This is a genomic window from Hymenobacter sp. BT559, from assembly GCF_017571525.1.
GTDB classification, from domain to species: Bacteria; Bacteroidota; Bacteroidia; order Cytophagales; family Hymenobacteraceae; genus Hymenobacter; species Hymenobacter ginsengisoli.
The window spans coordinates 230,240-256,070 of the sequence record NZ_JAGETY010000003.1; the positions used below are offsets into that span (position 1 = coordinate 230,240).

Consider the following 25,831-nt stretch of genomic DNA (forward strand, 5'->3'; position numbering starts at 1 on the left):
ACTACGGCATTACGAACGAAAGGTCGGCGCTTATTACGTTGGCCGTGAGCCCCGTGCTTTGGCGGTAGTAGCCGTAGCGCAAATCCAGCGACTTGAATTTGGTAATGCGCTGGCCCAGCTTGAAGCGCCCCAGCCCGTAGAGCGGCGCGTAGCGAAAGCCCAGCCCCACCTTGCTGGCCGAGAAGGCCGACAAGTCGTAGTCGGAGGTGAAATATTCGTCGAAAACCGAGTGCGCCAGGTAGGGCGCAAAGTAGTCGGCCGCCGTCTGGGTGTGGTAGCGGTAAAACGGGTAGAGCGTGAAAAAGGGCGTCACCTTCAGCGGCGCTTCTACCTCGAAGGTGTGGGCCCGGATGCCGAAGTTGTCGTTATAGAAACGGTAGAAGCCCCGCAGCTGCACCAGGTCGGTGGCGTAGTACGTGAGGCGCAGGCTAGCGGGGTACTTGTAGCGCAGGCGCGGCAGCACCTCGGCCTTGGCCGTGCCCAGCGTGCCGGGCGCCAGGCCGCCGGGCGCGTAGTCGTAGAAATACACCCGCTGAAACGGCGTGCTCAGCAGCCCGCGCTGCGCCACCGGCTCGAAGCCCACGGCCGCCTGCAGGCGCTTGCTCAGCACCTGCGCATACACCAGCGACAGTGTGAAGCTCTGGCGGTTATCCGAGCCGTAGTTGTGGTTGCGAGTGCCGCCCACGCGCAGCTCGGCGGGCGTAATGAGCTTAATCTGGTCGAGAAATACCTGACCGCTGGCGCTGAACTGCCGGTTGCCATCGGCCGAGGCCTGCACCCAGCTGGCCAGGAGGTTAAACGACAGGTAGTCATATTCTTTCGACACGCCCGCGCCGGCCCCGAGCGTAGTCAGCTTGTTGGCTAGGGTGTGCGAGAGGCCGAAATCGGCGTGGTAGCGCACATCCGAAGCCGAGGGCGACGACATCACCTGGTCAATCTTATCCGACGAGGCCGAGGCGTAGTAGTCGATGCCCACATTGGCCGACAGCCGGGTGGTGGAGTCGAGCGGAATATTGAGCAGGATAGTTGGTGCCGCGTCGGTCAGGTGCTGGTCGCCGATGCCGCCCTCCACGGCCGAGTGGCTACCGTTCTGCTGGTAGTAGCTGCCCAGAATGTCGACCTCGGTTTCGCCGTAGCGGGCGGGCGTGGGCAGTTGCGAGCCGTTGGGCGCGATGCCCGAGCCATCGAGGCGGTTGGGCGTGGGCGTGGCCTGCGCCAGCACCCCTAGCGGCGCGGCCAGGGCCAGGGCAATGAGGAGTAGTTTATTCACTGATAATCAAGTAATGTTCGTTATTCCGCCTGTCATTGCGAGCAGAGCGAATCAATCTTTCCTTGTCGTTAGGATTAGTACCCCTAGCGGAAAGGAAAGATTGCCGCGCTGCGCTCGCAAGGACAACCGCTTTATTAGTTGCAGCCGCAGCCGCCGCCTACTTTGCCCCCGTTAGCGCCGCCAGCGCCCTCACGGTAGCTCTCGAAGTTGACCTCCGAAGTTTCTACTTTCTTGGTAGCCAGCTTCATATCCTCGTCGTTGAGGTAGGCCTTCTGGTAGGCTGCTACCGATACGCAGCCAGGCAGCGCGGTGGCCCCGGCCAGCAGCAGGCCTAGCAGGGCGGGCCGCAAGAGTATAGTTTTCATGATTTTGGTTTGGGCTGAGCCACCGCGGCCGGCGCGGCGCTGTGGTACGGATTGAGCTGCATCCCCTTGGAAACCAGCGTCTGGCCGCTGTCGGTGATGAGCGTGCAGTTGATGTCTTTGAGGCGGTTTATCAGGGCTAGCCCCTGCTCGGGGCCTAGCACAAATACGGCGTCGTCGAGGGCGTCGGCCAGCTCCACGTCGGGACAAATGATGGTAACCGAGCGCAGCCCCGTGGCCGGGTAGCCGGTATGCGGGTTGATGATGTGGCCGTAGTACTTGCCGCCCACCGTGAAATACTGCTCGTAGTTGCCGGCCGTCACCACGGCTAAGTCGCTCACCGTGAGCCACGACGACACGGTGTGTGGCCTGGCTGGGTCGCCGATGGCAATGCGCCAGCCGCTGCCGTCGGGCTGCTTACCCCAGCAGTACACATCGCCCGAGCCATTGATGAGTCCGCCGCTGATGCCCATCTTTTTCATGATTTCCGAAGCCCGGCGCACGCCATAGCCCTGCAGAATACCGGCCAGGTTAATCCGCATGCCCTTCTCAGGCAAAAACACGGAGTGGGTGGCGGGGTCGAGCCGCACCTTCTGCCAACCGATGCGCCGGATGGAGCGGTGCACCGTGGCCGAATCGGGCAGGCTGGCGTGCTCAGTTTTGTCGAAGTGGTAGATTTTGTCGCTGCTGGCAAACGTGATATCGAACGCGCCGCCACTAAGCTGCGAAATCTTCAGTGTACGCTGAATGAGGTCGTACACTTCCTGGTCAACCACCACCGGCCGGATGCCCGCCAACCGGTTGATTTTTACTACTTGCGAGGTCGAATCCCAATACGAGCAGAGGCGGTCGATGCGCCAGGTTTCGCGCAGGCCGGCGCGTAGCGCCCGCCAGGCCAGTGAGTCGTCGGCGCTCACGGCCGTGAACGTAAACGCCGACCCCATGAGGTGCGCCGAGCGCGTGTAGGCGCGCGGGCGCGGCGCTGCCCGCGGCTGGGCCAGCGCCGGGCTAGCCCCTAACGCCAGCAGCAGGCCGGCCGCCAGGCTGCCCACCCAGCCGCGCCACGTCGATTTTAGCCCAAAACCAGGCATACGCACTTATTTCTTAGCGAGCAGTTGGTCGAGGTAAGCGTCGTAGGCGGCAACGCCGCCGGGGCGGTAGCCGGTGCGCGCCAGCACCTTGCCCTCGGGCGAGAGCAGCACCACGGCCGGAAAAGCGCCTTCCTTGTTGAGCTGGGCCGCCGCAGACTCGTTGAGCTTGGTCTGGTCCTTGGAAAGCGCGTTTTTCTTGTTGCGCGGGAAGTCGAAGCGGGCCAGCACAAACTTGTCCTTGGCATACTGCATAAACTCGGGCTGGTCGAACACCTCCTGCTTGAGCTGCATGCAGGGCTTGCACCAGTCGGAGCCCGAAAACACGACCAGCACCGGCTTCTGGCTGGCCTTGGCCTGCTCCAGGGCGGTGGGTAGCGAGCTGGTCCAGGCCGTGGCCGGAGCCGTCTGGGCCGCGGCCGAAGCGGTGGCAAAAAAGGCAGCCGCAAGGCCGCTCAGCAAATATGTACGCATGGTAGAAAGGCAAAAAGCCTGATTAAACAAAACAACACTAAAACGGCCAGGCTGACGCCCGCAGGTGAGCGATAATCGGCCAGTAAGGTCAGGCAGTCGGCAAGCACGGCATCCTGACCGCCAGCTGCCGTGCAGCTACCCTAGCAGGACATTAGGTATGAGTTGAAAGAAAGCTGGAGACAAGTTGAGCGGCTAGCTTCTATACAACAAACGGCCCCGCATTGCAGGGCCGTTTGTTGCAGGGCCAGGACCCGATAAAAGCTAATTTCTTAGTTAAAGCAACGACTAAGGTGTACAACAAATAAACACTGATTTATACTACATTAATCACCGCCTTCACCTTTGCGGAGCTCGGCGTCGAGGAAGTAGGCGCCGCGCCGGACCAGCTGGGTGGTGTCGGGTAGCGGGTCGAGCACCGTCACGGCAACGTCGCCGTGCTGGGGCTGGCTGGCCCGCACCTTCACCCGGCGAAACACGGTGCGCCCCGAATCGGTGCCAACGCGCTGAAAAATGTAGCTGAGGTCGCCCGCCTGGATGAGGGCGGCCTCGGGAAGGGTTCTTACGCGGGCCCCGGCCGTCTGGATGCGGGCGGCCACAAATTGCCCCGGCAATAAGTCGCTGCGCTCGGGCTCCAGGTGGGCGTGCACGCGCACTGTGCGGGCATTGTCATCGAAGGCTTTACCTACCAGAAACACCCGAGCTTGCAGCTCTTCATCGCGGCCGGCATTTTGCACCTTAAAAAGTATCTTCTGGCCCACCTTCACCTGGGCCACATCTTTCTCAAACACTTTGAGTTCGAGGTGTAAATCGTCGCGGTTAAGCACCTCGGCCAGCGGGTCCTGCGGATTAACGAATTCGCCGGGGTTGCTATTCACCGACTTCACGTAGCCGGCAATGGGCGTGGTGAGCGGCACGGCGCTCACAATGGTACCCGCATCGAGCCGGGCCAGCGAAATGCCGAGCAGCCGCAGCTGGGCGGCCGTGGCGCGTAGCGTAGCCTGCTCGGTGGCGTAGTCGGCGCGGGCCTGCTGCAGCTTGCGCTTGGCGCCCACATCTTCCATGTCCAGAATGCGTTGGCGCTCCAGCTCCTCGGCCAGAAAGCGCACCTTGGCCTTGCTCTGCAAGTAGGTTTGCTGCAGGGTGAGGTACTCGGGCGAGCGCAGCGTGGCAATGACCGCGCCGGCCGCCACGTGCTGGCCGGGCAGCACGTTCACGGTCTGCACATAGCCCCCCATAATGGCCGTGATGGCCGCCCGGTTTTGGGGCGGCACTTCCACCGAGCCGTTGGCCTGCACTTCGGTGGTCATGTTCTGGCGCTCGAAGCTGCCGAGCTGAATGCCGGCCGCCCGCTCCTGAGCAGCGCTCACTTCTACCTGGTCGGGGTTGGCAGGGGCGGCCGGGGCAGCGGGCTGGCCAGCTTTGTTTTTGCCGGCGGGGGCTTCTTTGGCCGCGTCGGGCTTTGTGCCACAGGCCGTGAGTAGCGCCAGGCTAGTAGCCAGGGCGCAGTATTTTAAAGCAACTACCATTAGTTTGGGAAAGAGCCAAGGCTCATTTTTTCGGGGGAGAGGGGCTAGCGCATGGCCGTCGGGCCAGTGCCTACCAGGGTTTGGATGTTTGCAACTACCTCGTTGTAGCGCTGGGCCTGGTCGAGGTAGTTGCTCTGGATTTGCCAGGCGGGCTCGGTGTTCACCACGTAGGTTACGTAGTCGATGTCACCGGCCCGGAAGCTTTTTTCGGCCGTAGCCAGAATGAGCCGGGCCTGGGGCAGGGCCGATTTTTCGTAGTAATCGAGCGAAGCCCGCGCGCGCCGCAGCTGCAGGCGCAGCGTGCGCAGCTGGGTGCCGAGCTGGGCCGTGGCGTAGCTCAGCTGCCTGGCCGCCACCTGCTCGCCGATGCGCGCCGCCGCTACCCTGGCCCGCCCGGCGCTACCCAGCAGCGGAAACGCGAGCCCTAGCTGCCCCACGTTCAGGGCCCGAAACTCGGGGCGGATGCTTTGCTGAAAGTAGCCGGCGCGCAGGTCCGGCAGGCGGCGCAGGCGCTCCACCTTGGTTTGCTGCGCGCTTACGGCCACCTGCTGGCGCAAGAGGCCAAGCGTGGGGTTGCTCTCGGGCGAGAGGGCGGCCGTATCGGCGGGCGTGAGCGGGGCCACCAGCGCCGTGGTGGTGTCGATGGCCGCCGGGCCGGCCTGGCCCAGCAGCTGCCCTAGCTGGGCGCGCTGCACGTCGAGGTCGGAGAGCGTGGTAAGCAGGCGGTTTTCGAGCTCGCGGGCACGGGCCTCGGCGGCTACCTGTTCGAGGCGGTTGGTTTCGCCCACCTGGTAGCGAATGCGGGCCGCGTGGGCCGCCCGGCGGTAGAGGCTGTCCTGCCGGCGCAGCAGCGCCACCCGGCGGTAGGTCACGAGCAGGCTGTAGAAGCTGGTGCGAATGGAGCCGGCCAGCGTGCGCTGGTTGAGGCGCGCCTGCTGCTCGGCCGTGACGCTCTGGCCCTGCAGCAGCTGGCGCTGCGCCACATACAGGCCCGGAAAGGCCGTTTGCTGAATCACGTTGAAGGTGTGGTCAATCATATTGCTCGACACCTGCCCTAGCTGAAAATCGACCACCGTGCGCGGCGGCTCAATGCCGGTGCGAATGAGCGCCTGCGCCTGCTGCACCTGCAGGCTGGAGGTTTGCAGCGACTGGTTTTGCACGCCGGCCGTCTGCAAGGCTTGGCTGAGGTTCAGGGGCTGGCCAGCCGTGGAGCCCAACGTGTTCTGGGCTCGGGCACCGAGCGCTGCTCCCAGCAGCCCTAGCAGCAACACGGTAGCTACCACCGCCGGCTTGGGCGTGGGATTCTGGTCCGGGTTTTTAGTAGGCTGGCCTCCTTCGGCGGGCGGAGCCTCCCCCACCTCGGCGGCATGTTTGGCTTGCTCTTCGGCCTCGGCGGCTTCTTCGGGGTTGGGCTCGCCGTCTTTGGTGAAGAAAGAATAGAGCACCGGTAATACAATCAGCGTAAGCAAAGTGGCGGAGATAAGCCCGCCGATAACCACCGTAGCCAGCGGCTTCTGCACCTCGGCGCCCGCCGAGGTGCTCAGCGCCATCGGCAGAAAGCCCAGCGAGGCTACGCTGGCCGTAAGGATAACCGGCCGGAAGCGCTCTTCGGTGGCGCGCAGCACGCGCTCGCGCACCTTGCGCACACCCTCGGCCGCCAGCTCGTTGAGGCTGGCCAGCAGCACGATGCCGTTGAGCACCGCCACCCCAAACAAGGCAATGAAGCCCACGCCCGCCGAAATGCTGAACGGCATGCCGCGCAGCCACAAGGCCACAATGCCGCCAATGGTGGCCAGCGGCACCCCCGTGAAGATGAGCAGCGCCTGCTTCACCGACCGAAACGAGAGGTAGAGCAGCATAAAAATAAGCGTGAGCGACACCGGCACGGCCACCGCTAGGCGCTTCTTGGCCTGCACCAAGTTCTCAAACTGCCCGCCATACTGCAGGGTGTAGCCGGGCGGCAGTTTGAGGCCGGTGCTCAGCTTCTGCTGAATTTCTTCGACCAGGCTCTGCACGTCGCGGCCGCGCACGTTGATGCCGATGTTGATGCGGCGGCGGGCATCGTCTCTGGAAATCTGGATGGGCGCGTTGTGGTAGCTCACCTGGGCCACTTCATCGAGCGGGATTTTCTGGCCGCCGGGCGTGTCCACGTACAGGTCTTGCAGGTTGGCTAGCCCCTCGCGGTGGGTGCTGTCGAGGCGCACCACCAGGTCATAGCGGCGCTCGCCTTCGTACACCTGCCCCGCCACGTCGCCCGCAAAAGACGAGCGCAGTAAGGTGTTCAAATCGCTCACTTTCAGGCCATATTGCGCCATTTTCTGGCGGTCATAGCGCACGCGCAGCTGCGGCAGGGCGGCTATCTGCTCCACTTTTAAGTCGCCCACGCCTGCCAGGGGCCGAATGAGGTCGGCGGCCTGGTTGGCTTTCTCGAAAAGCACGGCCAGGTCGTCACCAAAAATCTTGATACTTACGTCCGATTTCACCCCCGAAATCAGCTCGTTAAAGCGCATCTGAATGGGCTGCTGAAACTCCATCGTGACGCCTGGAATACCCGCCAGGGCGGCGCGCATCTTATTGGCCAGCTCCTCGCGCGAGCTGGCCGACGTCCACTCCTTGCGGTCTTTGAGAATCACCATCTCGTCGCTGTCTTCCAAGGACATGGGGTCGGTGGGAATCTCGGAGGTGCCGCTTTTGCCCACAATCTGCTCGATTTCGGGAAATTTCTTCAGCAAAATCTGCTGCACGCGGGTGTTGGTGGCCACGGTCTGGGTGAGCGACGAGCCGGGGGCTAGCGTCACGTTCAGGGCAATGTCGCCCTCGTCGAGCTGCGGAATAAACTCGCCGCCCATGCGCGAGAAGATGAAGCCCGCCAGCACCAGCAAGGCCACCGCGCCGCCAGCCACCAGCCAGCGCGCCCGCAGCGCCGCCCGAATAATGGGGTCGTAGCCGCGGTGTAGAAACTTCATGATGCGGTAGGCCAGGGTGCCTTCCTCCTTGATATCCTTCTTGAGGGCCCAGGCGGTAGCCGCCGGCACAAAAGTGAGACACATGAGCATGGCCCCGATAATGGCAAAGCTCACGGTGAGCGCCATGGGCCGAAACATCTTGCCCTCGATGCCGGTGAGCGACAAAATAGGAAAGTACACGATGAGAATGATGAACTGCCCGAACAAGGCCGACGACATAAGCCGCGTAGCGGCGTGCTCGGTCATGTCATCCATGGTTTCGTGGGCGGCCTGCTCGCGCTGGTGCACGAGGTGAAAGATGACGGCCTCCACAATAATGACGGCCCCATCCACGATGAGGCCAAAGTCTAACGCCCCGAGGCTCATCAGGTTAGCCGACACCCCAAACAAGCTCATCATGCCCAGCGCGAAGAGCATGCACAAGGGTATCATAAGGGCCACGACCACGGCCGCGCGCCAGTTGCCGAGCAGCAACAGCAGCACGGCCAGCACAATTACGCCGCCTTCGATGAGGTTGTGCTCGACGGTGGCAATGGCCTTGTCCACAAGCTTGGTGCGGTCGAGAAAGGGCGTGATGACTAGGCCTTTGGGCAGCGTTTTCTGGATGGCCGCCACCCGCGCCTTCACGTTTTTGATGGTGTTTTCCGAGCTAGCCCCTTTTAGCATCAGCACAATGCCGCCCACGGTTTCGCCCTGGCCGTTGCGGGTCATGGCTCCGTAGCGCACGGCGTGGCCGTAGCGCACGGTGGCCACGTCGCGCACCAGCAGCGGCTGGCCGGGAGCGGCCTGCTTGATAACGGTGGCGCCCAGGTCGGCCAGCGACGCGGCCCGGCCCTCACCCCGGATGAAGTAGGCATTGGGGCCGCGCTCGAGGTACGAGCCGCCGGTATTGCCGTTGTTGTCCTGCAAGGCCTGGTAGAGCTCGGCCATCGTCACATTGTTGGCGGCCAGGCGGTTGGGGTCCACGGCCACCTCATACTGCCGCACAAAGCCGCCGAAGCTGCTCACGTCGACCACGCCGGTCACGCCAGCCAGCCGGCGCTTCACTATCCAGTCCTGCACATCGCGCAGCTGGGCTAGCGAAAAGCGTTTCTCGTAGCCCGGCTCCACCCGGATGCTGTACTGGTAAATCTCGCCCAGGCCGGTGGTGATGGGCGCCATGCCGGGCGTGCCCGAGCCGGCCACGAGGTCGCCCTCGGCGTCTTTCAGCTTTTCGGCCACCAGCTGCCGGGTGCGGTAGGTGTCCACGTTATCAGGAAACACGACCGTAATCACCGACAGCCCGAAGCGCGAGATAGAGCGAATTTCCGTAACGCCCGGAATGGTGCGTAGCTGCAGTTCGAGCGGGATGGTGAGCATCTGCTCGACCTCCTGCGCGGCCAGGGCGGGGCTTTGGGTGATAACCTGCACCTGGTTGTTGGTGACGTCGGGGATGGCGTCGAGCGGCAGATTGGCCGCCGAAAAACCGCCCCAGGCAATAAGGCCCAGCAGCAGCAGGCCCACGATGAGCTTGTTGCGCACGCTGGCCGCAATTATTTTTTCTAACATGAAAACAGAGGAATGCGGTGGATGCGCGAACCCGCCAGGGGCGCCGCGCTAGCCAAGCCGGGCGCGGCCCAGCCAAAACCACCCGCTAAAAATTCAGATAAACCACGCGTCAGCTGGAATGTCCCCGCGCACTACGCGCCGGGCCGCAGCCAGGGGCTAGCCAGGCACTGGGGCGCGGGCAACCGCTCAATCCGGAAGCCCTAAAGCCTTTTCTTAGAGCGAAATAGCCCCTTGATTGCTACGCACACTACGCCCGGGGGCGTAGCCAGGCTAGGCTCGGGGTGGCTGCAGCAGGGCCGCTTCGGGCTCGCCCCGGTACAACGAGGCATCAGCCGGGCGGTGGGCCAAGCCGGGGCTAGCCACTGCCTGGCTGCCCGCCACCGGGGCTAGCCCCAGCAGTAAAAACGCGACGTGCTCGCTGCACGAGTGCCGCCCGTGCAGCGGCAGGCCCTGGTGGTCTTGCTGGTGCCGAGGCTCGAAGGTGCAGCCGAAGTGCTGCTTGGTGCCCGAACCGTAGTGCTCGGCCAGAAATTGGGCCAGCGACAAGCCCCCGCCCGCCACCGAATGGTGGAAGCGGTAATGCTCCAGCAACTGGGGCAGCTTGCTCAGCTCCGACAGGTCGTTCTGCGGAATGAAGCTGCCGACCAGCATGAGGCAGGCGAGGAAAAAGGCAACCACCGATTTCATATCAGGCCCAAAACGTCGAGCTTGGCCGAAAGTTTGGCAATTGACGCGGGCCGGCAAAATTAATAGTCATTCTAAACAGTGGCTAGCCCTGGCTGGGCGAAAACATTTGCCCGGCCGTTGTATTCTTGGCGCACTATGCGCCTACTTCCGCTTTTTCCGCTCAACCTGGTCGCTTTCCCAGGTGAGAAACTGAATCTTCATATTTTTGAGCCCCGCTACCGCCAGCTCGTGCGCGACTGCCTGGGCGAGGGCCTTACCTTCGGCATCCCGCCCTTCCTCGATAATGCCGTGCAGGAGTTGGGCACCGAGATGCGCCTGCTGAGCATAGAAAAAACTCACCCCGGCGGCGAGATGGACATTCGCACCGAGGCCATCAGGGTGTTTCGGGTTGAGAAGTTTTTTCGCCAGGCGCCGGGCAAGCTTTACGCCGCCGGCCAGGTCGAAGACGTGGTGCAGGATGAAGAAGCCGACCCGGCCCTGCGCGAGGTGATAACCCGGCAGGTGCGCCAGCTCTACGAGGCGCTGGGCCTCCGTAAGCTGCTGCTGCAGCTCGACCCCAAGTTTCGCATTTTCGACGTGGCCCACCACATTGGCCTCAGCACCGAGCAGGAATACCAGCTGCTGGGCACCACTGCCGAGCAAGAGCGCCAGGAGCTGGTGCGCGAGCACCTCGAGCGCCTGCTGCCGGCCGTGCTCGAAGCCGAGCGCCTCAAGGAACGCGTGAAGCAAAACGGCCATTTCAAGCACCTGCTGCCGCCGCAATTTTAGGGCCTAAAACACTGACGAGGGAGACTCGAAAGCAACAGTTTATTCCTCAAACTCAACGACAAGCTAAATCGCCAGCGCCTGCGTACCTTGCTGTGCGTCCAGCTCAGGGGCGCGAAATCGTTGTCGTCTATCTTCCTCCCAATCAGTTTTTTTATGAAAAATCTTTCCTCTGTTACTACCATGGGGCGCCGGTTGCCGCAGCTCGCGCTGGCGCTAGGGTTGCTGGCGGGCCCGGCCCAGGTGTGGGCCCAGGCGCCTACCCTGGTGTATGCCACGGGCCTCACTACACAGGCGCTTCCTGCCAACGTGCTAGGCCCCAATCCCATTGCGGCCAATACCCCGCTGATAGCGCAGATTAATCCGACCACGCAGTCTTACGTGACTAACTCGGCGGTAGTAGTTACGGGGCTTACGCCGGGCCAGCAAATTGTGGGTATCGACGGCCGGCCGGCTACCGGGCAGCTTTACGCACTCGGCTACAACAATACCACCCAGGCTGCCCGCCTCTACCTGCTTGACCCTACTACGGGGGTGGCCACACCGGTGCCCGGCTCCAGCGAGATTACACTCAACCTGGTGGATGCCAACCGCGCCAACACGCGCGGCTTCATTCCTACTGTGGGCTTCGACTTCAACCCGCGCCTGGACCGCATCCGGGTAGTGGCACCCAACGGCACCAACTACCGCCTTAACCCTAATAACGGCGCCTTGGTCGCCACTGATGGTACCTTAACCTACGCCGCGAGCAGCTTGGTCACACCAGGCCGCGTGCCCTACATTGGCACGGCGGCCTATACCAACTCGGCGCTGGGCGTGATGGGCACCACGCTCTACGACATCGACGTGGCGAACACGAACGCTCTACTCTCAATTCAGGCCCCGCCCAACGCCGGTACGCTCAATGGAGTGGCCCCCGTCACGTTTCAAACCAACGGCGACCCTGCTTTTTATCCACTTACCTCGCCTACTATCGGGCTGGACCTGGATATTTTCTACGACCGGACTAACAAGAATAACCTGGCCTATTTGATTGAGGCACGCTATTCGGACTCCAAAAATACGGACATTAATAACGGCAGCTTCTACAACCAACTAGCCACTAACTTTTGGGCTTTAGATTTGGCGACGGGCAAGGCGGTCGGGCGCAACATTGTGGGCCAAGTGCCTGGCTTTTTTTCCAATATCGCGGTGATGCCCGTCATGCCCAAGACATGGACCGGCCTAGTAAGCACGGACTGGGGCAACGGCAGCAACTGGTACCCGGTGGGCGTGCCCACCAGCACCGACGACGTGGTGATTCCGGGCAGCGGCTCGTTCGTGGCCATTGCTAACGTGACGGTGAGCAACCAGCCCGTGGTGAGCAATACCCAACAGGCGGCTTCCGTCAACCTCGTCAACGGGGCCGTGCTTACCACGGCCGACGGCGGCGTGCTGAACGTGAGCGGCGACTTTGTGAACAACGACAGCCAGGTGGCCGGGAGCGGCACCGGTACGGTAGCGCTGGTAGGGGGTAGCCCGCAAGACATCGGCGGCAATATGGCCACCCGCTTTCAGAACCTGCGCGTGGGCACCGGCACTACGGCCAGTACCTCGGCCGATGTGTCCATCGGGCGCTCGGTGATGGCCTCAGGCAGCCTGGCCATCGGCGCGGGCCAGTCCTTTACGCTGCTCAGCGATGCCAACGGCACGGCCTATGCAGTGAACAACGGCAGCGGCCTCATCACCGGCACGGCCACGGTGCAGCGCTACATCACCCCCACCAACCCGGGACCGGGCTACCGCCACTACAGTACGCCGGTGAGCGGCAACACGGTGGCCGACTTCGCCACGGCTAGCTATTCGCCGGTGGTAAACCCGGCCTACAACAGCAGCAATACGCCGCGCCAGGTGAGCCCCTACCCCACGGTGTTTTACTACGACCAGTCGCGGCTGGCTACCAGCAATGCCTCCTACGCGGTAGGCGATTTTGACAACGGCTTCCTCTCGCCGGGCGACCTCACCGATGCGCTCACCATCGGCCAAGGCTATACGGTGAACATCGGCGGCAGCGAGCTGGTCGACTTTCAAGGCACCCTCAACCAGGCCAGCAGCTATGCGCGCACCGGCCTGGTGCGGGGCGCACAGGCTAGCGCCGGCTATCAGCTGCTGGGCAACCCCTATCCCGGAGCCATCAGCTACGACGCCCTAATTGCCAGCTCGACGGGCATGGAAAGCGCGCTGTACGTGTACAAGAGCACCGGGCAGTATGCGGGTACGTATACCACCTACGTGCCCGGCGGCCCCACCAACGGCGGGCCGGGTGTGAGCGCCAACGGCGGTACCAGCAATATCCCGCTCAGCCAGGGCTTCTTTATGCGCACGGCAGTGGGCCAGACCGGCAGCGTGACCTTTACGGCGGCTGCCCGCACCAATGCGCCCGAAACGGCTAAGTTTGAGCGCACGGCGGCCGACTCCCGCCCCACCCTGGCCCTGACTCTGCGCAACGCCAGCCTCGCCAACCAGACGCGGGTGTACTTCGACGAGCATGCCACTCCGGCCTTCGATGCCCAGTACGACGCGCATTACCTGCCTGCTACCCACGGCCTCGACCTGGCCAGCGACATCAGCACCGAGGCGCTGGCCATCAACGCCCTGCCTGCGCTGGCCAGTGCCGTAACCGTGCCCCTGCGCCTGCACGCGCCAGCGGCCGGCGCCTACACGCTGGCCGTAGATGAGCTCGCCAACCTGCCCGCCGGCTTCCGCGCCTACCTGCGCGATGCCACCGCCGGCACCTACACCGACCTCACGACCACACCCAGCGTGAGCCTCACCCTGAGCGCGACCGACCCGGCCACCGGCCGCTATGCCCTCGTGTTTAGTGCCAATGCGCCGCTGGCTACGGCCTCGGCTGCGCTGTCGGCCCAGGCGGGGCTTTACCCTAGCCCGGCCCACGGCACCGCCACGCTGGTATTGCCGCTGGCCCTGCGCGGCAGCAGCGCCAGCACCGTGCAGGTGCTCAACACGCTCGGCCAGGTAGTGCTGACCAAAACACTGGCCGCCGGCGCTGCCCCCAACGTGGAGCTACCCCTCTCGGGCCTGGCCACCGGCATCTACACCGTGCGGGCCACCACGGCCGCCGGCCTGATAGCCAAGCGCCTGGTGGTGCAGTAGCCTACCCGCCGGGCTAGCCCCACTCACAGCCAAAAGGCCCCGCCGGAGTTTCCGGCGGGGCCTTTTGGCTGGTTAAATACACCTGCTGCTGGCCGACAGCCATACCCTTGCGGCCAGGCCTGGCGCGTTGGTTGAGCTGCTTAACTGAGCCCTCGTTTGGTACCGGGCCACAGCACCGGCAGCAGGACCATCACCGGCAGCGGCGACACAACAAAGTCGATGATGCGGCGGCTCAGCTTGAGGGCCCAGTCCGGGTTGCCACCCAGCCGCCCGCCCAGCATCAGCACCACGTAGAGCCCCAGCAGCCCCAGGTAGACCTGCGCGGCCCAGCGGGTGCGGCGGCCATCGCGCAGCAGCACATGCAGCAGCAGCAGGCTCAGGCCCACGTACAGCAGCGCGTAGGTGGCCACGGCCGGCAGGCTGCGCGTCGTGACGAGATGGCTGGTGCCTTGCTGCCACCGGGCCAGCGCCGGGCCTAGCCCCAGCCCCTCAAAAGCGACCTGCCAGGCCCTGGTAAGCGCCGCAAAAATGGCCTCCGACTCGATACCTAGCAGAAATAACCCTAGTGCCAGCCCCCCGGCCAGCAGCCAGCGAGCGGGCGTCAGGGGCGGCACGGCCTTGGAAAGCGGGCTCATGCGGCGTCGGTGAGGTTTCCGTAGCGGCGTACCCACTGCACCCAGAGCAGGCAAATGAAGGCGTAGACGACGAAGCTAAAAGTATAGTGGTGGTTGAAATCAACCGACTGGTGCGCGTAGTGCTGGTTGAGGGCTAGCGCTCCTACCCGCACGATATTAAGTAGATACAGCGCCACAATACCCCCCGGAATAAACCACAGCTTGGGCCGTGCCGGCGCCGGAAAGGCCACGATAAATCCCGCAAACAGAGCATAAAGCACCAGTCCATCGCAGGGAGCCCCCACTATCACGGCCGGCCGGTTGTTCATGAGCAGCAGCGACGAGGCTGCACTGGCCGCGAAGCCCAGTACCCGTAGCAGGCCCGCGCTGGCCGCCGCGATATTGGTCGCAAGCCAGGTATCGAGCCGGCCATCGGGCCCGATAAACCCTTCATAGCCAATGAGCCAGCCCAGATACAAGGCAGCGGCCACAAGCAAAAACCGCCAGCGCGGGGCTAGCCGGGCCCACCACGAGCCAGGGGACGAGGGTACAGTTGGAAGCATAGGCACAAATATATCCGGCGCGGGCCTAGCTACCGCGGCCCCGCGCTAGGGATGCAGGCCGTCGGGCACACCCTGCGGATAAACCTGCTGAATATCCTTTTGCAGCTCCTCAATGCGATTGCCGGGGTTGGGGTGCGTGCTCAAAAATTCGGGCGGGTTGTTGCCGCCAGCTTCCTTTTCGAGCATCTGCATCACGTTTATCATAGCGTGAGGGTCGTAGCCGGCCTTAGGCGTAAACTCAACGGCAAACTTATCAGCGGCCAGCTCGTCGTTGCGGCTAAAGCGCAGGCTCACGAGCTTGGCAATCATGGCGGCGGCGGCGGCGCGCACGGCGCTGCTGCCAGGGCTGTTGGGGTCGTAGGCCGCAATGGCAGCGGCCCCGGTGAGGCCCTGCGTGAGCTGGCTCTGGGCCACCTGCTCGGCCGAGTGGCGGCCCACCACGTGGCCCACCTCGTGGGCCAGCACCCCGGCCAGCTGCGCTTCAGAAGTCAGATTTTTGAGCAGGCCCTGGGTAATGAACACCTGCCCGCCGGGCAGGGCAAAGGCGTTGATAGTCTGGTCATCGGCCAGCAAATGGAAGCGGTATTGGTACTGCGTTTTCTGGTCGAGGCCATTCGCCTGCACAATGCGCTGGCCCACCTGCTGCACGGCGGCGGTGGCGCGCGGGTCGCGGCTTTCGCCGCCGTACTGCTGCTCCATTTCGGGGGCAGCCTGCACGCCCAGGGCAATCTCCTGGTCGGCCGTCATATTCACGTGCTGCTTTTCGCCCGTCACGGGATTAGTCGAGGTGTTGAAGAAATAGCCCAGCAGCGTGACGACTGCGATAACAAGGCCAATAATAACGCGAAGATTCAGGCGCATGGTTAGATGAAAAAGGAAGAGTGAGGAAGCCGGACGCTAGTCCTCCGAAACCAGGCCCGGCCGAATGGGGTCTGTAACGGGACCGGGCGGGCTAGGTTATGCCTGGGCGCTGGGGTGGCCCGGTGCAAGTCGGTTTTCAGCCCTAGCTTCGTCGCGCCAGCCCGGCCAGTTCCGCTGGGTTGTTCGCTTTCTTATGGCTTTGCTTTCCTCTTTTACGCGTTCTGGGCGCCGGCTGCTGCTGGCCGCCCCGCTGCTGCTGGCCGGCTGCGGCCACGCGCTGCCCGACATTCCGGGCTTTGCAGCGCCCGCGTGGCGCGCCGACCGCTATGCCTGCGCCGGGCGCCGCGCGGCCCTGCTGCCGCCGCTGCTGGCCGCCCGCCCCCGCCTCTACGAGGCCCGCGCCAACGACGTAACCGCCCTGCTAGGCCCACCCGATGAGGAAGAGCTGCTCGCTAATACGGAGAAGGCCTACCATTATTACCTGGTGCCCGGCCCGCAGTGCGGCCCCCGCCGCCCCCACACCGCCGGCCCACGCCTGCGCATCCTCTTCGGCCCACTCGGCACCGTCACGGAGGTGCAGGCCGACCCCGTGCCGCTGCCCTAGCGCCTAAAGGCGGCCAGTAGCGCTAGGGCTCATTTGCTAGCCCTGCTGGCCGCCAGCCTACCTTCGCGGCCTTTTTGCCCCTGCTCATGCTCACCTGCTTCGCCCCCGACCTCCACCCCGACCAGCCCACCTACACGCTCTCTGAGGAAGAAAGCAAGCACGCCGTGCGCGTGCTGCGGCTAGCTCCCGGCGCGCCCGTGCTGCTCGTAGACGGGCACGGCACCCTAGCCAGCACTACCGTGCAGGACGCCAACCCCAAGCGTTGCACCCTAGCCATCACCAGCCACGAGTTCATCGTGCCCCGCGCCACCTACACCCACGTAGCCGTGGCCCCCACCAAAAACCTCGACCGCATGGAATGGCTCGTCGAAAAGGCCGTGGAAGTCGGCCTTGAGCGCCTCAGCTTCCTGCGCTGCGCCCGCTCCGAGCGCCGCGACCTCAAGCTCGAACGCTTGGAGAAAATCGCCGTCAGCGCCCTCAAACAGAGCGGCCAGGCCTACCTGCCGCAGCTCGATGAGCTAATTGACTTCGATAAGTTTATCGCCGAAATCGACCCTAGCACCACCTTCATCGCCCACCTCGAAGCCGGCGAGCGCACGGCGCTGGCCCAGGTTATCGGGGCCGCGCCGCGCTGCTGCGTGCTCATCGGCCCCGAGGGCGACTTCTCCCCTAGCGAAATCGCGCTGGCGCTGGGCCGGGGGGTTCGGCCCGTCACGCTCGGCAGCTCGCGCCTGCGCACCGAAACGGCGGCGCTGGCGGCCGTCTTCACGGCGCAGGTGGTGCGGGAGCTTTAGCGTAGCGTTTCCAAATCGATGCCAGCGATGGTTTCTGCTAGCTGCCTCGGCGTCCGCTGATACTTATTTAGGTTGTCAAGATTAGCACCAGCCTGAACGTAAAGCTGAACCAGCCGCATATCACCTTTCGCGTTAAATACTGCCGTCCACAGCGGTGTGTTTCCGTGAATATCCGCGATATCTATCTGCGCGCCAGCTTCCAATAGCAGCTTAGCCCCTAATTCATTTTTTCTTTCTGCTGCACAGTGCAAGGCAGTATAGCCATCCCTGTCTTGATGATTTATATCGGCACGATTATCAATCAGCCAAGCCAGTAAAGTATTATTAGTGTAAATAGCGGCCCATAAAAGCGCGCTTGTTGAATAACCGTCGCCAGCATCTATTCCTGTTTCAGCTAAAATCCTTTTTACCTCCTCATTATCTTGCTTTTCAATGAGGAAAGGCACCCCGTCAAGTCTGGGGTCTGATTTGCTCGGTCGTCCTGCTCTGGCCATGATTTAAGTTTAAGAAGCCTTCTTCTCCTGCCGCTTTTTCACGCGCCAAGGGGCGTTTTTCTCCCAGTCGCCGGCCATGATGCAGCCGTAGGGCCGAATCTCATCCACGGTGCGGGCTAAAGTGTGTGGACAGTGGCAGGGTTACTTTTGGGAATGCGCCGTCACGAACTAAGCGACCAGGAATGGCATCTCATTGAGCCCCACACGCTGGGTCAACCCGGCACGAGTGGTGGCACAGGCCGCGATAACCGGCTGTTTGTCAACGCGGTTTTCTACCGCACGCGCACGGGTATTGCCTGGCGCGACCTGCCCGCTCGCTTCGGCAACTGGAACACGATTGCGCGCCGGTTTCGGCGCTGGGCCTTGGCCGGGGTCTGGGAAGCACTGTTTCTGGCCGTGCAAGAGCCAGATTATGCGTGGGTGCTCGTGGATTCGACCACTGTCAAGGCCCACAAAGCCGCGGCAGGTCAAAAAAAAGCACGGCCCGCGCCGAATGCCTCGGGCGCAGTCGCGGCGGCTTCGGCACCAAAGTCCACGCCGTAGTCGACGCGCTGGGTAACTGTCTGTTTCTGACCCTGACTCCGGCGGAGCGTGCTGACAGCCCGCAGTTGCCCCGCTTGCTGGCCGCCCTCGCTCACCCACCGGGCGCGGTTGTATGCGACAAGGCCTATGACACAAATAAGGTGTTGACAGCCGTTGCCGACCAGGGCGCGGTATCCGTCATTCCACCCAAAACCAGCCGCTTGCACCAGCGCCCCTACGACCACAACCTCTACGCCGACCGCAACAAAATCGAGCGCTTTTTTGGTCGTCTCAAGGAGGCGCGCGGCTTCGCTACCCGTTACGAAAAAACCGCTGTCTCTTTTCTAGCTATTGCCCACCTACTGGCTGCCCTCGACTGGATGAGGTAACTGTCCACACACTTTAGCTTGAACTCGGCAATCTGGCGCTTCACCTCGGCGGCGTTTTTGTAGGCGCTGGGCAGCTCCGAGATGTCGATTTCGTTGAAGAAAAAGCGGGCGTCGATGCCTTGGGTTTCCTCGTCAAACCACTGCTGCTGGGTTTTGTCGGCCTTGCTGTATTTGTGGCGGGTGCGGCTGAGGTTGCGGCCCGCGCCGTGCGGGGCAAAGCCCAGGTTGTTGGCCGTGGTGTCGCCCTCCACAATTAGAATCGGCTCGGCCATGTTGAGCGGAATAATGCGCGGGCCGGTGATATCAGGCATAAACTGCGGGTCGAGCGGCGTGGCGCCCTTGGCGTGGTAGTAGAGGTCGCCGGCCCGAAACACGAAGTTGTGCTCGTTCCAGAAGCGCTGCTGCACGGGGGCTAGCAGGCGCTGGGCAATGTCGTCGTGCAGGCAGAGGTGGTTGAGCTTGGTCCACTGGCGCACGAGTTGCAGCGCCGCCCAGTAGGCCTCGCCCTCGGGCGAGTCGGCGGGCAGCCAGGCATTGGCCGGGGCCGTGTCGGGCGAGAGCTGCTGGCGGAAGCGCTCGGCTACCTTCATGCCCGCCGTGTAGAGGCGCGCGCCCACGCCCCGCGAGCCGTGGTGCGTCACGAGCACCGTGTCGCCGGTGGCGGCCGAAATGCCCACGTACAGGAAGTGGTTACCGTCGCCCTGCGTGCCCAGGTGCTCCTGGGCCAGGCTGAGGTCTTTGTCGGCGCTCAGAAACGGGTTGGCCTGAAACGCGGCCCGCAGCGCGGTGGGCAGCGGGTACTGCCGCTCGGGCGGGCGGCCGCCCGGCCCGAAGTGCGTGACTTGCTGGGCCACGTCGAGCACCGTTTTGGGGTCGATTTTGCCCAGGTTGGTCAGCATCACCGAGCAGCAGATGTCGGCCGAGTGCATGCCGGGGTGAATGGCCTGGCGCGTCACCACCACGCCACCCACCGGGATGGTGCCCACCGGCCCGGCCGGGCAGGCATCGGGCATGATGGCGCCCGTCACCACCGTGGGTGTGCGCATGAGCAGCGCCATCGACTGCCGCACCTGGTCGATGTTCTGCTGCTCCACCGTCGACTCGGCCCGGATGTTCTCAAAGAACGGCGCGGGCACGGCCAGCAGCGGTAGCTCAGCCGGCGGCTTCACGATATCAAGGTAGGCTAGCCGGGCCGCGCCTTCCAGCTCGTGTTCGTTGATATGCGCCAGGGCATCTTTAAACCATTTGCCCGATTTGAAGCCGAGGTCGAGGAGGTCTTTGCCGGTGGTCATGGGTGGGGAAACTTGGTCAAAATTTTTAACTGATACAGACTTTTCCTACTGCCTAAGTAATCAGGAAAGCGATGATAAATCAGGTACTGATGGCAAATACGGGATAATATCAGTTGAACTGTAATCGGGCTCAAGCATCATTATGATAATTTCATGCATACCCTTATTACCCACCCAAAACACCTTCTTATTAACCGCTTTAGCACTTTCGTAGTAGCTCTGCACTTCCAATCCCATTCCTAGGCCATGCAACAATTTACATTGCTGAAAGTCCAGAATTACATTCTTAATATCATTGTAAAAACTCTGCTTTTCAAGAAATTCAGTAGTACTGATAAAATCAGGAAAAAAGTATTCCTCAGGTATGAATACAAGTAAGACACTAGCAAGAACTGAGTACTTATAAACATGCCCTTGCTCTTCACCCTTAGGCCTGCCTAAAAATTTATCAAACAGTTTAAAAGCCATAGGTAAGCGCGGAGAAATAGGAGAGCGCTTGGCTAATGTAGCACCCGTTGACTTCTTACGCCTGCGCATGGAGAACTTTCTGCGCTAGCCCTTTCTTTGTGGAGTAGGCCGGCTAGCCCGGCGCCCCGCCATGCTGAAAAACTTCCTCCTCGCCGCTAGCCTCCTGCTCACTACCACGGCCGCCGCGCCGCCCGCCGCGCCCAGCTACCAGATTGCCAAGCTGCACTACGGCGGCGGGGGCGACTGGTACGCCAACAAAACGAGCCTGCCCAACCTCATCAGTTTCTGCAACCAGGCGCTGCACACCAACATCGCCCCCGACGAGGCCACCGTGGAGCTCGACGCGCCCGAGCTGCCCAGCTATCCCTTCCTGCACATGACGGGCCACGGCAACGTGAGCTTCACCCAGGCCGAGGCCCAGAACCTGCGCAAGTACCTCATCGGCGGCGGCTTCCTGCACATCGACGACAACTACGGCCTCGACAAGTTCATCCGCCCCGAGATGAAGAAGGTCTTCCCCGAGCTGGAGTTCGTGGAGCTGCCCTTCTCCCACCCTATCTACCACCAGAAGTATCAGTTCCCCAAGGGCTTGCCTAAGGTGCACGAGCACGACGGCAAGCGACCGCAGGGCTTCGGCTTGTTATACAAAGGCCGCCTTGTCTGCTTTTATACCTACGAGTGCGACCTCGGCAACGGCTGGGAAGACGTGGGCACCTACCCCGAAGACACCCCCGCCATCCACGACGCGGCCCTGCGCATGGGCGCCAACCTCGTGGCCTACGCCCTCACGCAGGACTAATCTCATTTGTCATTGCGGGCGCAACGAAGTGGAGCGCGGCAATCTTTCCTTCACGTCAGGGTTACTAATCCAACGACAAAGGAAGGATTGCCGCGCTCCACTTCGTTGCGCTCGCAATGACAGACGAATTTACCGCACACCCTTCTCCGGGAAGCGGCCTTTTTTGGTGCGATAAAACGCTTTGATTTCCTCCAAATCCTTTTCGTAGTCACCGGTAGGCCAGAATACCGGACCAACGCCGGCCTCGCGCTTCGAGTAGTCGAGGAAGCCTAGCACGATGGGCACGCCGGCATTGAGAGCAGCGAAGTAGAAGCCCTTGCGCCACTTGGGCTGGTAGGCGCGGGTGCCCTCGGGGGTGATGAGGATTACTAATTCTTCGTGCTGTTGGAAGAGCTGCACCATGCCATCGACGAGGCTGTTGTTGCGGCTGCGGTTCACGGGCAGCGCCCCAATGGCCTTCACCAGCCACCCTAGCACGGGGTTTTCGGTCCACTCGCTCTTCACGGTAAAGCGCACGTCCACGTCCATGATGTAGAAGGCGGCGCGGGCCATGATGAGGTCCCAGTTGCTGGTATGCGGGGCCGCAATCATCATGCACTTCTTAATCTCGGGCGGAATCTGACCGGTTTGCTTCCAGCCAGCCACGCCAAATATCGCCTTGGCGATGTAGTACCAGAATGTAGATGTTTTGCGCGCAGCCATAAACAAGAAAAGAGCGAAAAGGACCGCAAAGCTAGCCAGAAACCAGGGCAGGCCCCGCACTCAGGGCCCGCAGCGCGGCTTCCTGGCTAAGGGCGTAGCGGAAGCCGATGTCAAAGATTTCGGCCGACTTGCGGTAATCGAGCGGGCGGTAATTGACCAGCGCGGGCGGTTCGAGCAGCAAGTCGCATTGCGCCTGCCGGGCAATGGTGTTTGAGTGAATAGCTAGCTGCAAGGTGCGCTCGAGCACCCTGCGCAGGGTCGGCACTGTTGCTTCCCGGTTGAGGGGGTTGCAATGCACGCCCACCAGGGGCGCGTCGCCGGGCCGGGCCAGCAGCGGCTCCACGGGCAGGTTATTGAGCAAGCCGCCATCCACTAACAATTTGCCCTGGTACTCGACCGGACGGTAGATAATTGGCACCGCCGACGACGCTAGCAATGGGGGCAGCAGCGGCCCCTGGCTGAAATATACCGTTTCGCCCGCCACCAGGTCGGTGGCCGCTAGCGTAAGAGGCAGGCGCAGGTCTTCAAAACGCAGCGCAGGGCCTAAGTGCTTGGCCAGCAGCTGTTCCACGGCATCGAGCCCTAGCAGGCCGCGCTGCCCAAACACCGGCCGCGTGAGCCGCACCACGTTAACAGCCTGAAACAGCTTGAGTACCTCGCGGGGCGCTACGCCGGCTGCATAAAACGCCGCCGCGATGGCCCCCGAGCTTACGCCCGCCAGCCGCCCTACCGGCAGGCCCAGCTCATCGAGTGCCGCCAGCACCCCCAGGTGCGCAATGCCCCGCGCCCCCCCGCCCGAAAGGGCTAGCGACAAGGCGGCGGCTGGAGCATGAGCAGGACTGGGCGACATGAGCAAACCTTATTACAACTCGCTGATGCGCAGCGTTTCGCCCAGGCGCACGCCTTTGTCGGTGAGCTGTAAGGTGCAGGCCTCATTGAGAGGGTCATGCTCAAGCAGCAGCACCCAGTTTTCTTCGGCGGCGCGGCGCAGCACGGTTTCCTTCTCCCCGAGCGTCAGGAGTGGGCGTACGTCGTAGCTCATCACGTAGGGCAGCGGAATGTGGCCCGTACTTGGCAGCAGGTCAGCCATATAGGCTAGCGTGCGGCCTTTATACTGCATGAGCGGCACCATCATCTTCTCGGTGTGGCCGTCGGCAAACAGGATATCACTGAACTGCGGCAACGCATCGGGCACGCCCCGGCTAGGGTCGATAAACTTCAGCTGCCCGCTCTCCTGAATGGGTAAAATGTTTTCGCGCAGAAAGCTGGCCTTTTCGCGGGCATTGGGGTGCACGGCCCAGTCCCAGTGCGCCGCGTTGCTCCAATAAGTAGCGTTGGCAAACGCCGTTTGCAGCGCGCCGTCGGGCCGGCGCACCACCGAGCCGCCGCAGTGGTCGAAGTGCAGGTGCGTAAGGAAAACGTCCGTCACATCGGCACTCGTGAAGCCCAGCTTTTGCAAAGACTTTTCCAACGAATCGTCGCCGTGCAAGTAAAAATGGCCCCGAAACTTCTCATCCTGCTTGTCGCCAATACCGTTGTCGATGAGCACCAGCCGGCCGCCATCCTCGATGAGCAGGCAGCGCATGGCCCAGGTGCACATGTTGTTGGCATCGGGCGGATTGAGCTTTTGCCACATGCTTTTGGGTACCACGCCAAACATGGCGCCGCCGTCGAGCTTAAACAAACCGGTATCAAGCGAATGGATTTTCATTTTTTAAGCTGTTAGCTTTTAGCGGCTGGCTGTTAGCTTCTCCCGAAAAAAAGCTAATAGCCAGCCGCTAAAAGCTAACAGCTCATTATTTATTCTACGACCACGCCCATCGCCGAAAACTTGTCGATACGCTGCGAAATAAGTTCATCGACGGGTAGGGCCGCCAATTCCTTCAGAGTATTGATAAGCGTTTGCTTAAGTGTAGCAATCATTTGCTCCGAGTTGGTGTGGGCGCCCCCTAGCGGCTCCTGAATGATGCCATCGACTAGGCCGGCCTTTTGCATATCGGTGGCCGTGAGCTTGAGCGCCTCGGCGGCCTGCTCCTTATAATCCCAGGAGCGCCACAGAATGCTGCTGCACGATTCGGGCGAGATTACGGAATACCAGGTATTTTCCAGCATCAGCACCCGGTCGCCGATGGCGATGCCCAGGGCGCCCCCGCTAGCCCCCTCGCCAATCACCACGCATATCACGGGCACCTTCAGCATAAACATCTCCTTGAGGTTGCGGGCGATGGCCTCCCCTTGCCCGCGCTCCTCGGCCTCAAGACCCGGAAACGCACCGGGCGTATCGATGAGCGTAATAATGGGCCGGTTGAATTTCTCGGCCAGCTTCATCAGGCGCAGGGCTTTGCGGTAGCCCTCGGGGTTGGGCATCCCGAAGTTGCGAAACTGCCGCTGCTTGGTGTTGCGCCCCTTCTGCTGGCCTATCAGCATCACCGGCATCCCATCAAGCTCAGCAAAGCCGCCTACCATCGCCTTGTCGTCGGCCACGGTGCGGTCGCCGTGCAGCTCCACAAATTTATCAGTCATGCCCGCGATGTAGTCGAGGGTATACGGCCGCTCGGGGTGGCGCGACAGCTGCACCCGCTGCCAGCGGGTGAGGTTGGCGTAGGTTTCTTTTTTAAGAGAATTGATTTTAGCTTCCAGAGCCACCACCGCCTCCGTTACATCAACGTCGCTTTCGGCCGCTAGCTTCTGCATTTCCTGCAGCTTGCCTTCCAGGGCGGCGATGGGTTGTTCAAAATCAAGCAGCATAAGTCAGGTCGAAGGTTCCTGTTTTCTTGAGAGAAAAAATAAGTCAGCCAGACGCTAAAAAGCACGGCCTACAGCCGCTCGCTTTTTCGGCGCTCCTTGCCGGGCGACAAAGGTAAACCCAAACCTAGCCAGCTAGCCCGCTCAAAAATAATCAGCCTGAGAAACAACCCACAACGTTTATCTAAGCCCAAAACAAGCGCTTTTTTAGCCTTTTGGCTTGTACGAGGCATTTTTTCAGTTCTACCTTTGCAGCACCAAAGCGGAAAACGGCAGCGTTTTTCAGCTACGGCAAACGGTTTGGTAGTTCAGTTGGTTAGAATGCCGCCCTGTCACGGCGGAGGTCGCGGGTTCGAGTCCCGTCCAGACCGCTCCGTTTAGTAAAAGCCCCTTCCCTATCCTGGGAAAGGGCTTTTGCTTTTCCGGCTTTTCGTTCAAGAAAAGTTCATAATAAGATGCTTTTTTTGCGCACTGCTTGCGGATTTGAATTTTATTTTCCTACCTTTGCAGCACCAAAGCGGAAAACGGCAGCGTTTTTCAGCTACGGCAAACGGTTTGGTAGTTCAGTTGGTTAGAATGCCGCCCTGTCACGGCGGAGGTCGCGGGTTCGAGTCCCGTCCAGACCGCTCCGTTTAACAAAAGCCCCTTCCCTACCCCGGGAAGGGGCTTTTGCTTTTCCGGCACCCTAGAAGGCACCGCCGCCTTGTTCTCAAGCCGGCCATTTGCCGGTGTACTCGTTTACACTGAAAAGGTAAATGCCTGTTTGCCAAGCCTAAATAATTGTTCAAATAGTTTTTTTCGTTAATTGGACGAAAAAAAGGTAACAGAGTTGGGCACCACATCCTAACTTTAGGACATGAACTATCCCACCCCCACTCTTCAACCGCTACCCGTTTCTTCACTTGTTACGGAGCAAAGCCGCCAGCGCCTAGTAACAGCCATTATTTCTGTTACAAATGGTATCGCTTATTATATCGAACCCTACCAGCAACAGTTGCTCGACCGCTATACCCGGGGCCGCATGACTCTTGACGAAGTTGTATATTCCCTAGAGGCAGCTGCATCTTTTAGAGCCAGCGCCAAGTAAGCAATACTTGTGGGTTGCTTTTCACTTACTATTTATCACCACCTAATTTCTTCTACGC

Annotated in this window: 23 protein-coding genes, 2 tRNA genes and 1 pseudogene; 9 read left to right on the forward strand and 17 right to left on the reverse strand. The window is 61.8% G+C overall.

The window, feature by feature from the left end; genetic code table 11:
• Nucleotide 1 precedes the first annotated feature (1 nt).
• The 7 genes from J4D99_RS05565 to J4D99_RS05595 all read right to left on the reverse strand — a co-directional run bounded on the left by J4D99_RS05565 (nucleotide 2) and on the right by J4D99_RS05595 (nucleotide 9,921).
• Nucleotides 2–1,270, reverse strand: coding sequence for a DUF3570 domain-containing protein (locus tag J4D99_RS05565; protein WP_208130720.1), 1,269 nt, complete (start codon nucleotides 1,268–1,270; stop codon nucleotides 2–4).
• A 134-nt stretch (nucleotides 1,271–1,404) separates the two neighbouring features.
• Nucleotides 1,405–1,635: a DUF4266 domain-containing protein gene (locus tag J4D99_RS05570; protein ID WP_208130721.1), complete on the reverse strand. Its 231-nt coding sequence runs from the start codon at nucleotides 1,633–1,635 to the stop codon at nucleotides 1,405–1,407.
• On the reverse strand, nucleotides 1,632–2,723 hold the full coding sequence (locus tag J4D99_RS05575) for an FAD:protein FMN transferase (protein ID WP_208130722.1): 1,092 nt from the start codon (nucleotides 2,721–2,723) through the stop codon (nucleotides 1,632–1,634). The genes J4D99_RS05570 and J4D99_RS05575 overlap by 4 nt, the downstream gene beginning before the upstream one ends.
• 6 nt (nucleotides 2,724–2,729) lie before the next feature.
• Nucleotides 2,730–3,194 carry a thioredoxin family protein gene (locus J4D99_RS05580; protein ID WP_208130723.1) on the reverse strand — a complete coding sequence of 155 codons (465 nt, stop codon included), beginning with the start codon at nucleotides 3,192–3,194 and terminating at the stop codon, nucleotides 2,730–2,732.
• Between the two features lie 323 nt (nucleotides 3,195–3,517).
• On the reverse strand, nucleotides 3,518–4,720 hold the full coding sequence (locus tag J4D99_RS05585) for an efflux RND transporter periplasmic adaptor subunit (RefSeq protein ID WP_208130724.1): 1,203 nt from the start codon (nucleotides 4,718–4,720) through the stop codon (nucleotides 3,518–3,520).
• Nucleotides 4,721–4,764: 44 nt separating this feature from the next.
• Nucleotides 4,765–9,234 carry a CusA/CzcA family heavy metal efflux RND transporter gene (locus tag J4D99_RS05590; RefSeq protein WP_208130725.1) on the reverse strand — a complete coding sequence of 1,490 codons (4,470 nt, stop codon included), beginning with the start codon at nucleotides 9,232–9,234 and terminating at the stop codon, nucleotides 4,765–4,767.
• Between the two features lie 270 nt (nucleotides 9,235–9,504).
• Nucleotides 9,505–9,921, reverse strand: a complete 417-nt coding sequence (locus J4D99_RS05595) for a hypothetical protein (RefSeq protein WP_208130726.1) — start codon at nucleotides 9,919–9,921, stop codon at nucleotides 9,505–9,507.
• Between the two features lie 135 nt (nucleotides 9,922–10,056).
• Here J4D99_RS05595 and J4D99_RS05600 point away from each other — a divergent pair, with 135 nt between their 5' ends.
• Both J4D99_RS05600 and J4D99_RS05605 read left to right on the forward strand, forming a co-directional pair.
• Complete coding sequence (locus J4D99_RS05600; protein WP_208130727.1) at nucleotides 10,057–10,689, forward strand: LON peptidase substrate-binding domain-containing protein; 633 nt, start codon at nucleotides 10,057–10,059, stop codon at nucleotides 10,687–10,689.
• A gap of 153 nt (nucleotides 10,690–10,842) precedes the next feature.
• Nucleotides 10,843–13,839, forward strand: a complete 2,997-nt coding sequence (locus tag J4D99_RS05605; protein ID WP_208130728.1) for a DUF4394 domain-containing protein — start codon at nucleotides 10,843–10,845, stop codon at nucleotides 13,837–13,839.
• A gap of 140 nt (nucleotides 13,840–13,979) precedes the next feature.
• Here the strand turns inward: J4D99_RS05605 and J4D99_RS05610 are convergent, their stop codons facing one another.
• From J4D99_RS05610 to J4D99_RS05620, 3 genes are read right to left on the reverse strand one after another with little or no spacing between them, the layout of a single operon-like run.
• Nucleotides 13,980–14,474, reverse strand: coding sequence for an XrtX-associated membrane protein (locus tag J4D99_RS05610; protein ID WP_208130729.1), 495 nt, complete (start codon nucleotides 14,472–14,474; stop codon nucleotides 13,980–13,982).
• Nucleotides 14,471–15,016 carry an exosortase X gene (gene xrtX, locus J4D99_RS05615; protein WP_208130730.1) on the reverse strand — a complete coding sequence of 182 codons (546 nt, stop codon included), beginning with the start codon at nucleotides 15,014–15,016 and terminating at the stop codon, nucleotides 14,471–14,473. The genes J4D99_RS05610 and xrtX overlap by 4 nt, the downstream gene beginning before the upstream one ends.
• Before the next feature lie 45 nt (nucleotides 15,017–15,061).
• On the reverse strand, nucleotides 15,062–15,877 hold the full coding sequence (locus tag J4D99_RS05620; RefSeq protein ID WP_208130731.1) for a M48 family metallopeptidase: 816 nt from the start codon (nucleotides 15,875–15,877) through the stop codon (nucleotides 15,062–15,064).
• 193 nt (nucleotides 15,878–16,070) lie between these two features.
• Here J4D99_RS05620 and J4D99_RS05625 point away from each other — a divergent pair, with 193 nt between their 5' ends.
• Together J4D99_RS05625 and J4D99_RS05630 are read left to right on the forward strand one after the other, a co-directional pair.
• Complete coding sequence (locus J4D99_RS05625; RefSeq protein ID WP_208130732.1) at nucleotides 16,071–16,481, forward strand: hypothetical protein; 411 nt, start codon at nucleotides 16,071–16,073, stop codon at nucleotides 16,479–16,481.
• An 86-nt stretch (nucleotides 16,482–16,567) separates the two neighbouring features.
• Nucleotides 16,568–17,275 (forward strand): RsmE family RNA methyltransferase, encoded by a 708-nt coding sequence (locus J4D99_RS05630; RefSeq protein ID WP_208130733.1) that lies wholly within the window; start codon nucleotides 16,568–16,570, stop codon nucleotides 17,273–17,275.
• Here J4D99_RS05630 and J4D99_RS05635 read toward each other — a convergent pair.
• On the reverse strand, nucleotides 17,272–17,721 hold the full coding sequence (locus tag J4D99_RS05635; RefSeq protein ID WP_208130734.1) for an ankyrin repeat domain-containing protein: 450 nt from the start codon (nucleotides 17,719–17,721) through the stop codon (nucleotides 17,272–17,274). The two genes, J4D99_RS05630 and J4D99_RS05635, sit on opposite strands and share 4 nt — an antisense overlap.
• A 201-nt stretch (nucleotides 17,722–17,922) precedes the next feature.
• On the opposite strand from J4D99_RS05635, the pseudogene J4D99_RS21750 reads away from it, so the two are divergent.
• A pseudogene (locus tag J4D99_RS21750) lies at nucleotides 17,923–18,614 on the forward strand (IS5 family transposase); the annotation flags it as partial.
• Here J4D99_RS21750 and J4D99_RS05650 read toward each other — a convergent pair.
• Together J4D99_RS05650 and J4D99_RS05655 are read right to left on the reverse strand one after the other, a co-directional pair.
• Complete coding sequence (locus tag J4D99_RS05650; protein WP_208130736.1) at nucleotides 18,611–19,972, reverse strand: RtcB family protein; 1,362 nt, start codon at nucleotides 19,970–19,972, stop codon at nucleotides 18,611–18,613. The pseudogene J4D99_RS21750 and the gene J4D99_RS05650 sit on opposite strands and share 4 nt — an antisense overlap.
• Nucleotides 19,973–20,032: 60 nt before the next feature.
• On the reverse strand, nucleotides 20,033–20,440 hold the full coding sequence (locus tag J4D99_RS05655) for a hypothetical protein (RefSeq protein WP_208130737.1): 408 nt from the start codon (nucleotides 20,438–20,440) through the stop codon (nucleotides 20,033–20,035).
• A 130-nt stretch (nucleotides 20,441–20,570) separates the two neighbouring features.
• On the opposite strand from J4D99_RS05655, the gene J4D99_RS05660 reads away from it, so the two are divergent.
• Nucleotides 20,571–21,239: a DUF4159 domain-containing protein gene (locus tag J4D99_RS05660; RefSeq protein WP_208130738.1), complete on the forward strand. Its 669-nt coding sequence runs from the start codon at nucleotides 20,571–20,573 to the stop codon at nucleotides 21,237–21,239.
• 129 nt (nucleotides 21,240–21,368) lie between these two features.
• Here J4D99_RS05660 and J4D99_RS05665 read toward each other — a convergent pair whose 3' ends face one another.
• The 4 genes from J4D99_RS05665 to J4D99_RS05680 form a co-directional block, all read right to left on the reverse strand.
• Complete coding sequence (locus J4D99_RS05665) at nucleotides 21,369–21,941, reverse strand: 1-acyl-sn-glycerol-3-phosphate acyltransferase (protein WP_208130739.1); 573 nt, start codon at nucleotides 21,939–21,941, stop codon at nucleotides 21,369–21,371.
• A gap of 31 nt (nucleotides 21,942–21,972) precedes the next feature.
• A complete protein-coding gene (locus J4D99_RS05670; RefSeq protein WP_208130740.1) occupies nucleotides 21,973–22,791 on the reverse strand; it encodes a patatin-like phospholipase family protein in 819 nt (272 codons plus the stop codon).
• Between the two features lie 12 nt (nucleotides 22,792–22,803).
• Complete coding sequence (locus J4D99_RS05675) at nucleotides 22,804–23,652, reverse strand: MBL fold metallo-hydrolase (protein WP_208130741.1); 849 nt, start codon at nucleotides 23,650–23,652, stop codon at nucleotides 22,804–22,806.
• An 89-nt stretch (nucleotides 23,653–23,741) separates the two neighbouring features.
• The gene (locus tag J4D99_RS05680; protein WP_208130742.1) at nucleotides 23,742–24,689 is read right to left on the reverse strand and encodes an acetyl-CoA carboxylase carboxyltransferase subunit alpha; all 948 of its coding nucleotides are present in this window, start codon (nucleotides 24,687–24,689) and stop codon (nucleotides 23,742–23,744) included.
• A gap of 294 nt (nucleotides 24,690–24,983) precedes the next feature.
• On the opposite strand from J4D99_RS05680, the gene J4D99_RS05685 reads away from it, so the two are divergent.
• From J4D99_RS05685 to J4D99_RS05695, 3 genes are all read left to right on the forward strand, one after another.
• Nucleotides 24,984–25,057: transfer RNA gene (locus J4D99_RS05685), tRNA-Asp, on the forward strand.
• 181 nt (nucleotides 25,058–25,238) lie between these two features.
• Nucleotides 25,239–25,312, forward strand: a tRNA-Asp gene (locus J4D99_RS05690).
• A 230-nt stretch (nucleotides 25,313–25,542) separates the two neighbouring features.
• Nucleotides 25,543–25,773: a hypothetical protein gene (locus J4D99_RS05695; protein WP_208130743.1), complete on the forward strand. Its 231-nt coding sequence runs from the start codon at nucleotides 25,543–25,545 to the stop codon at nucleotides 25,771–25,773.
• Nucleotides 25,774–25,831: the final 58 nt, after the last annotated feature.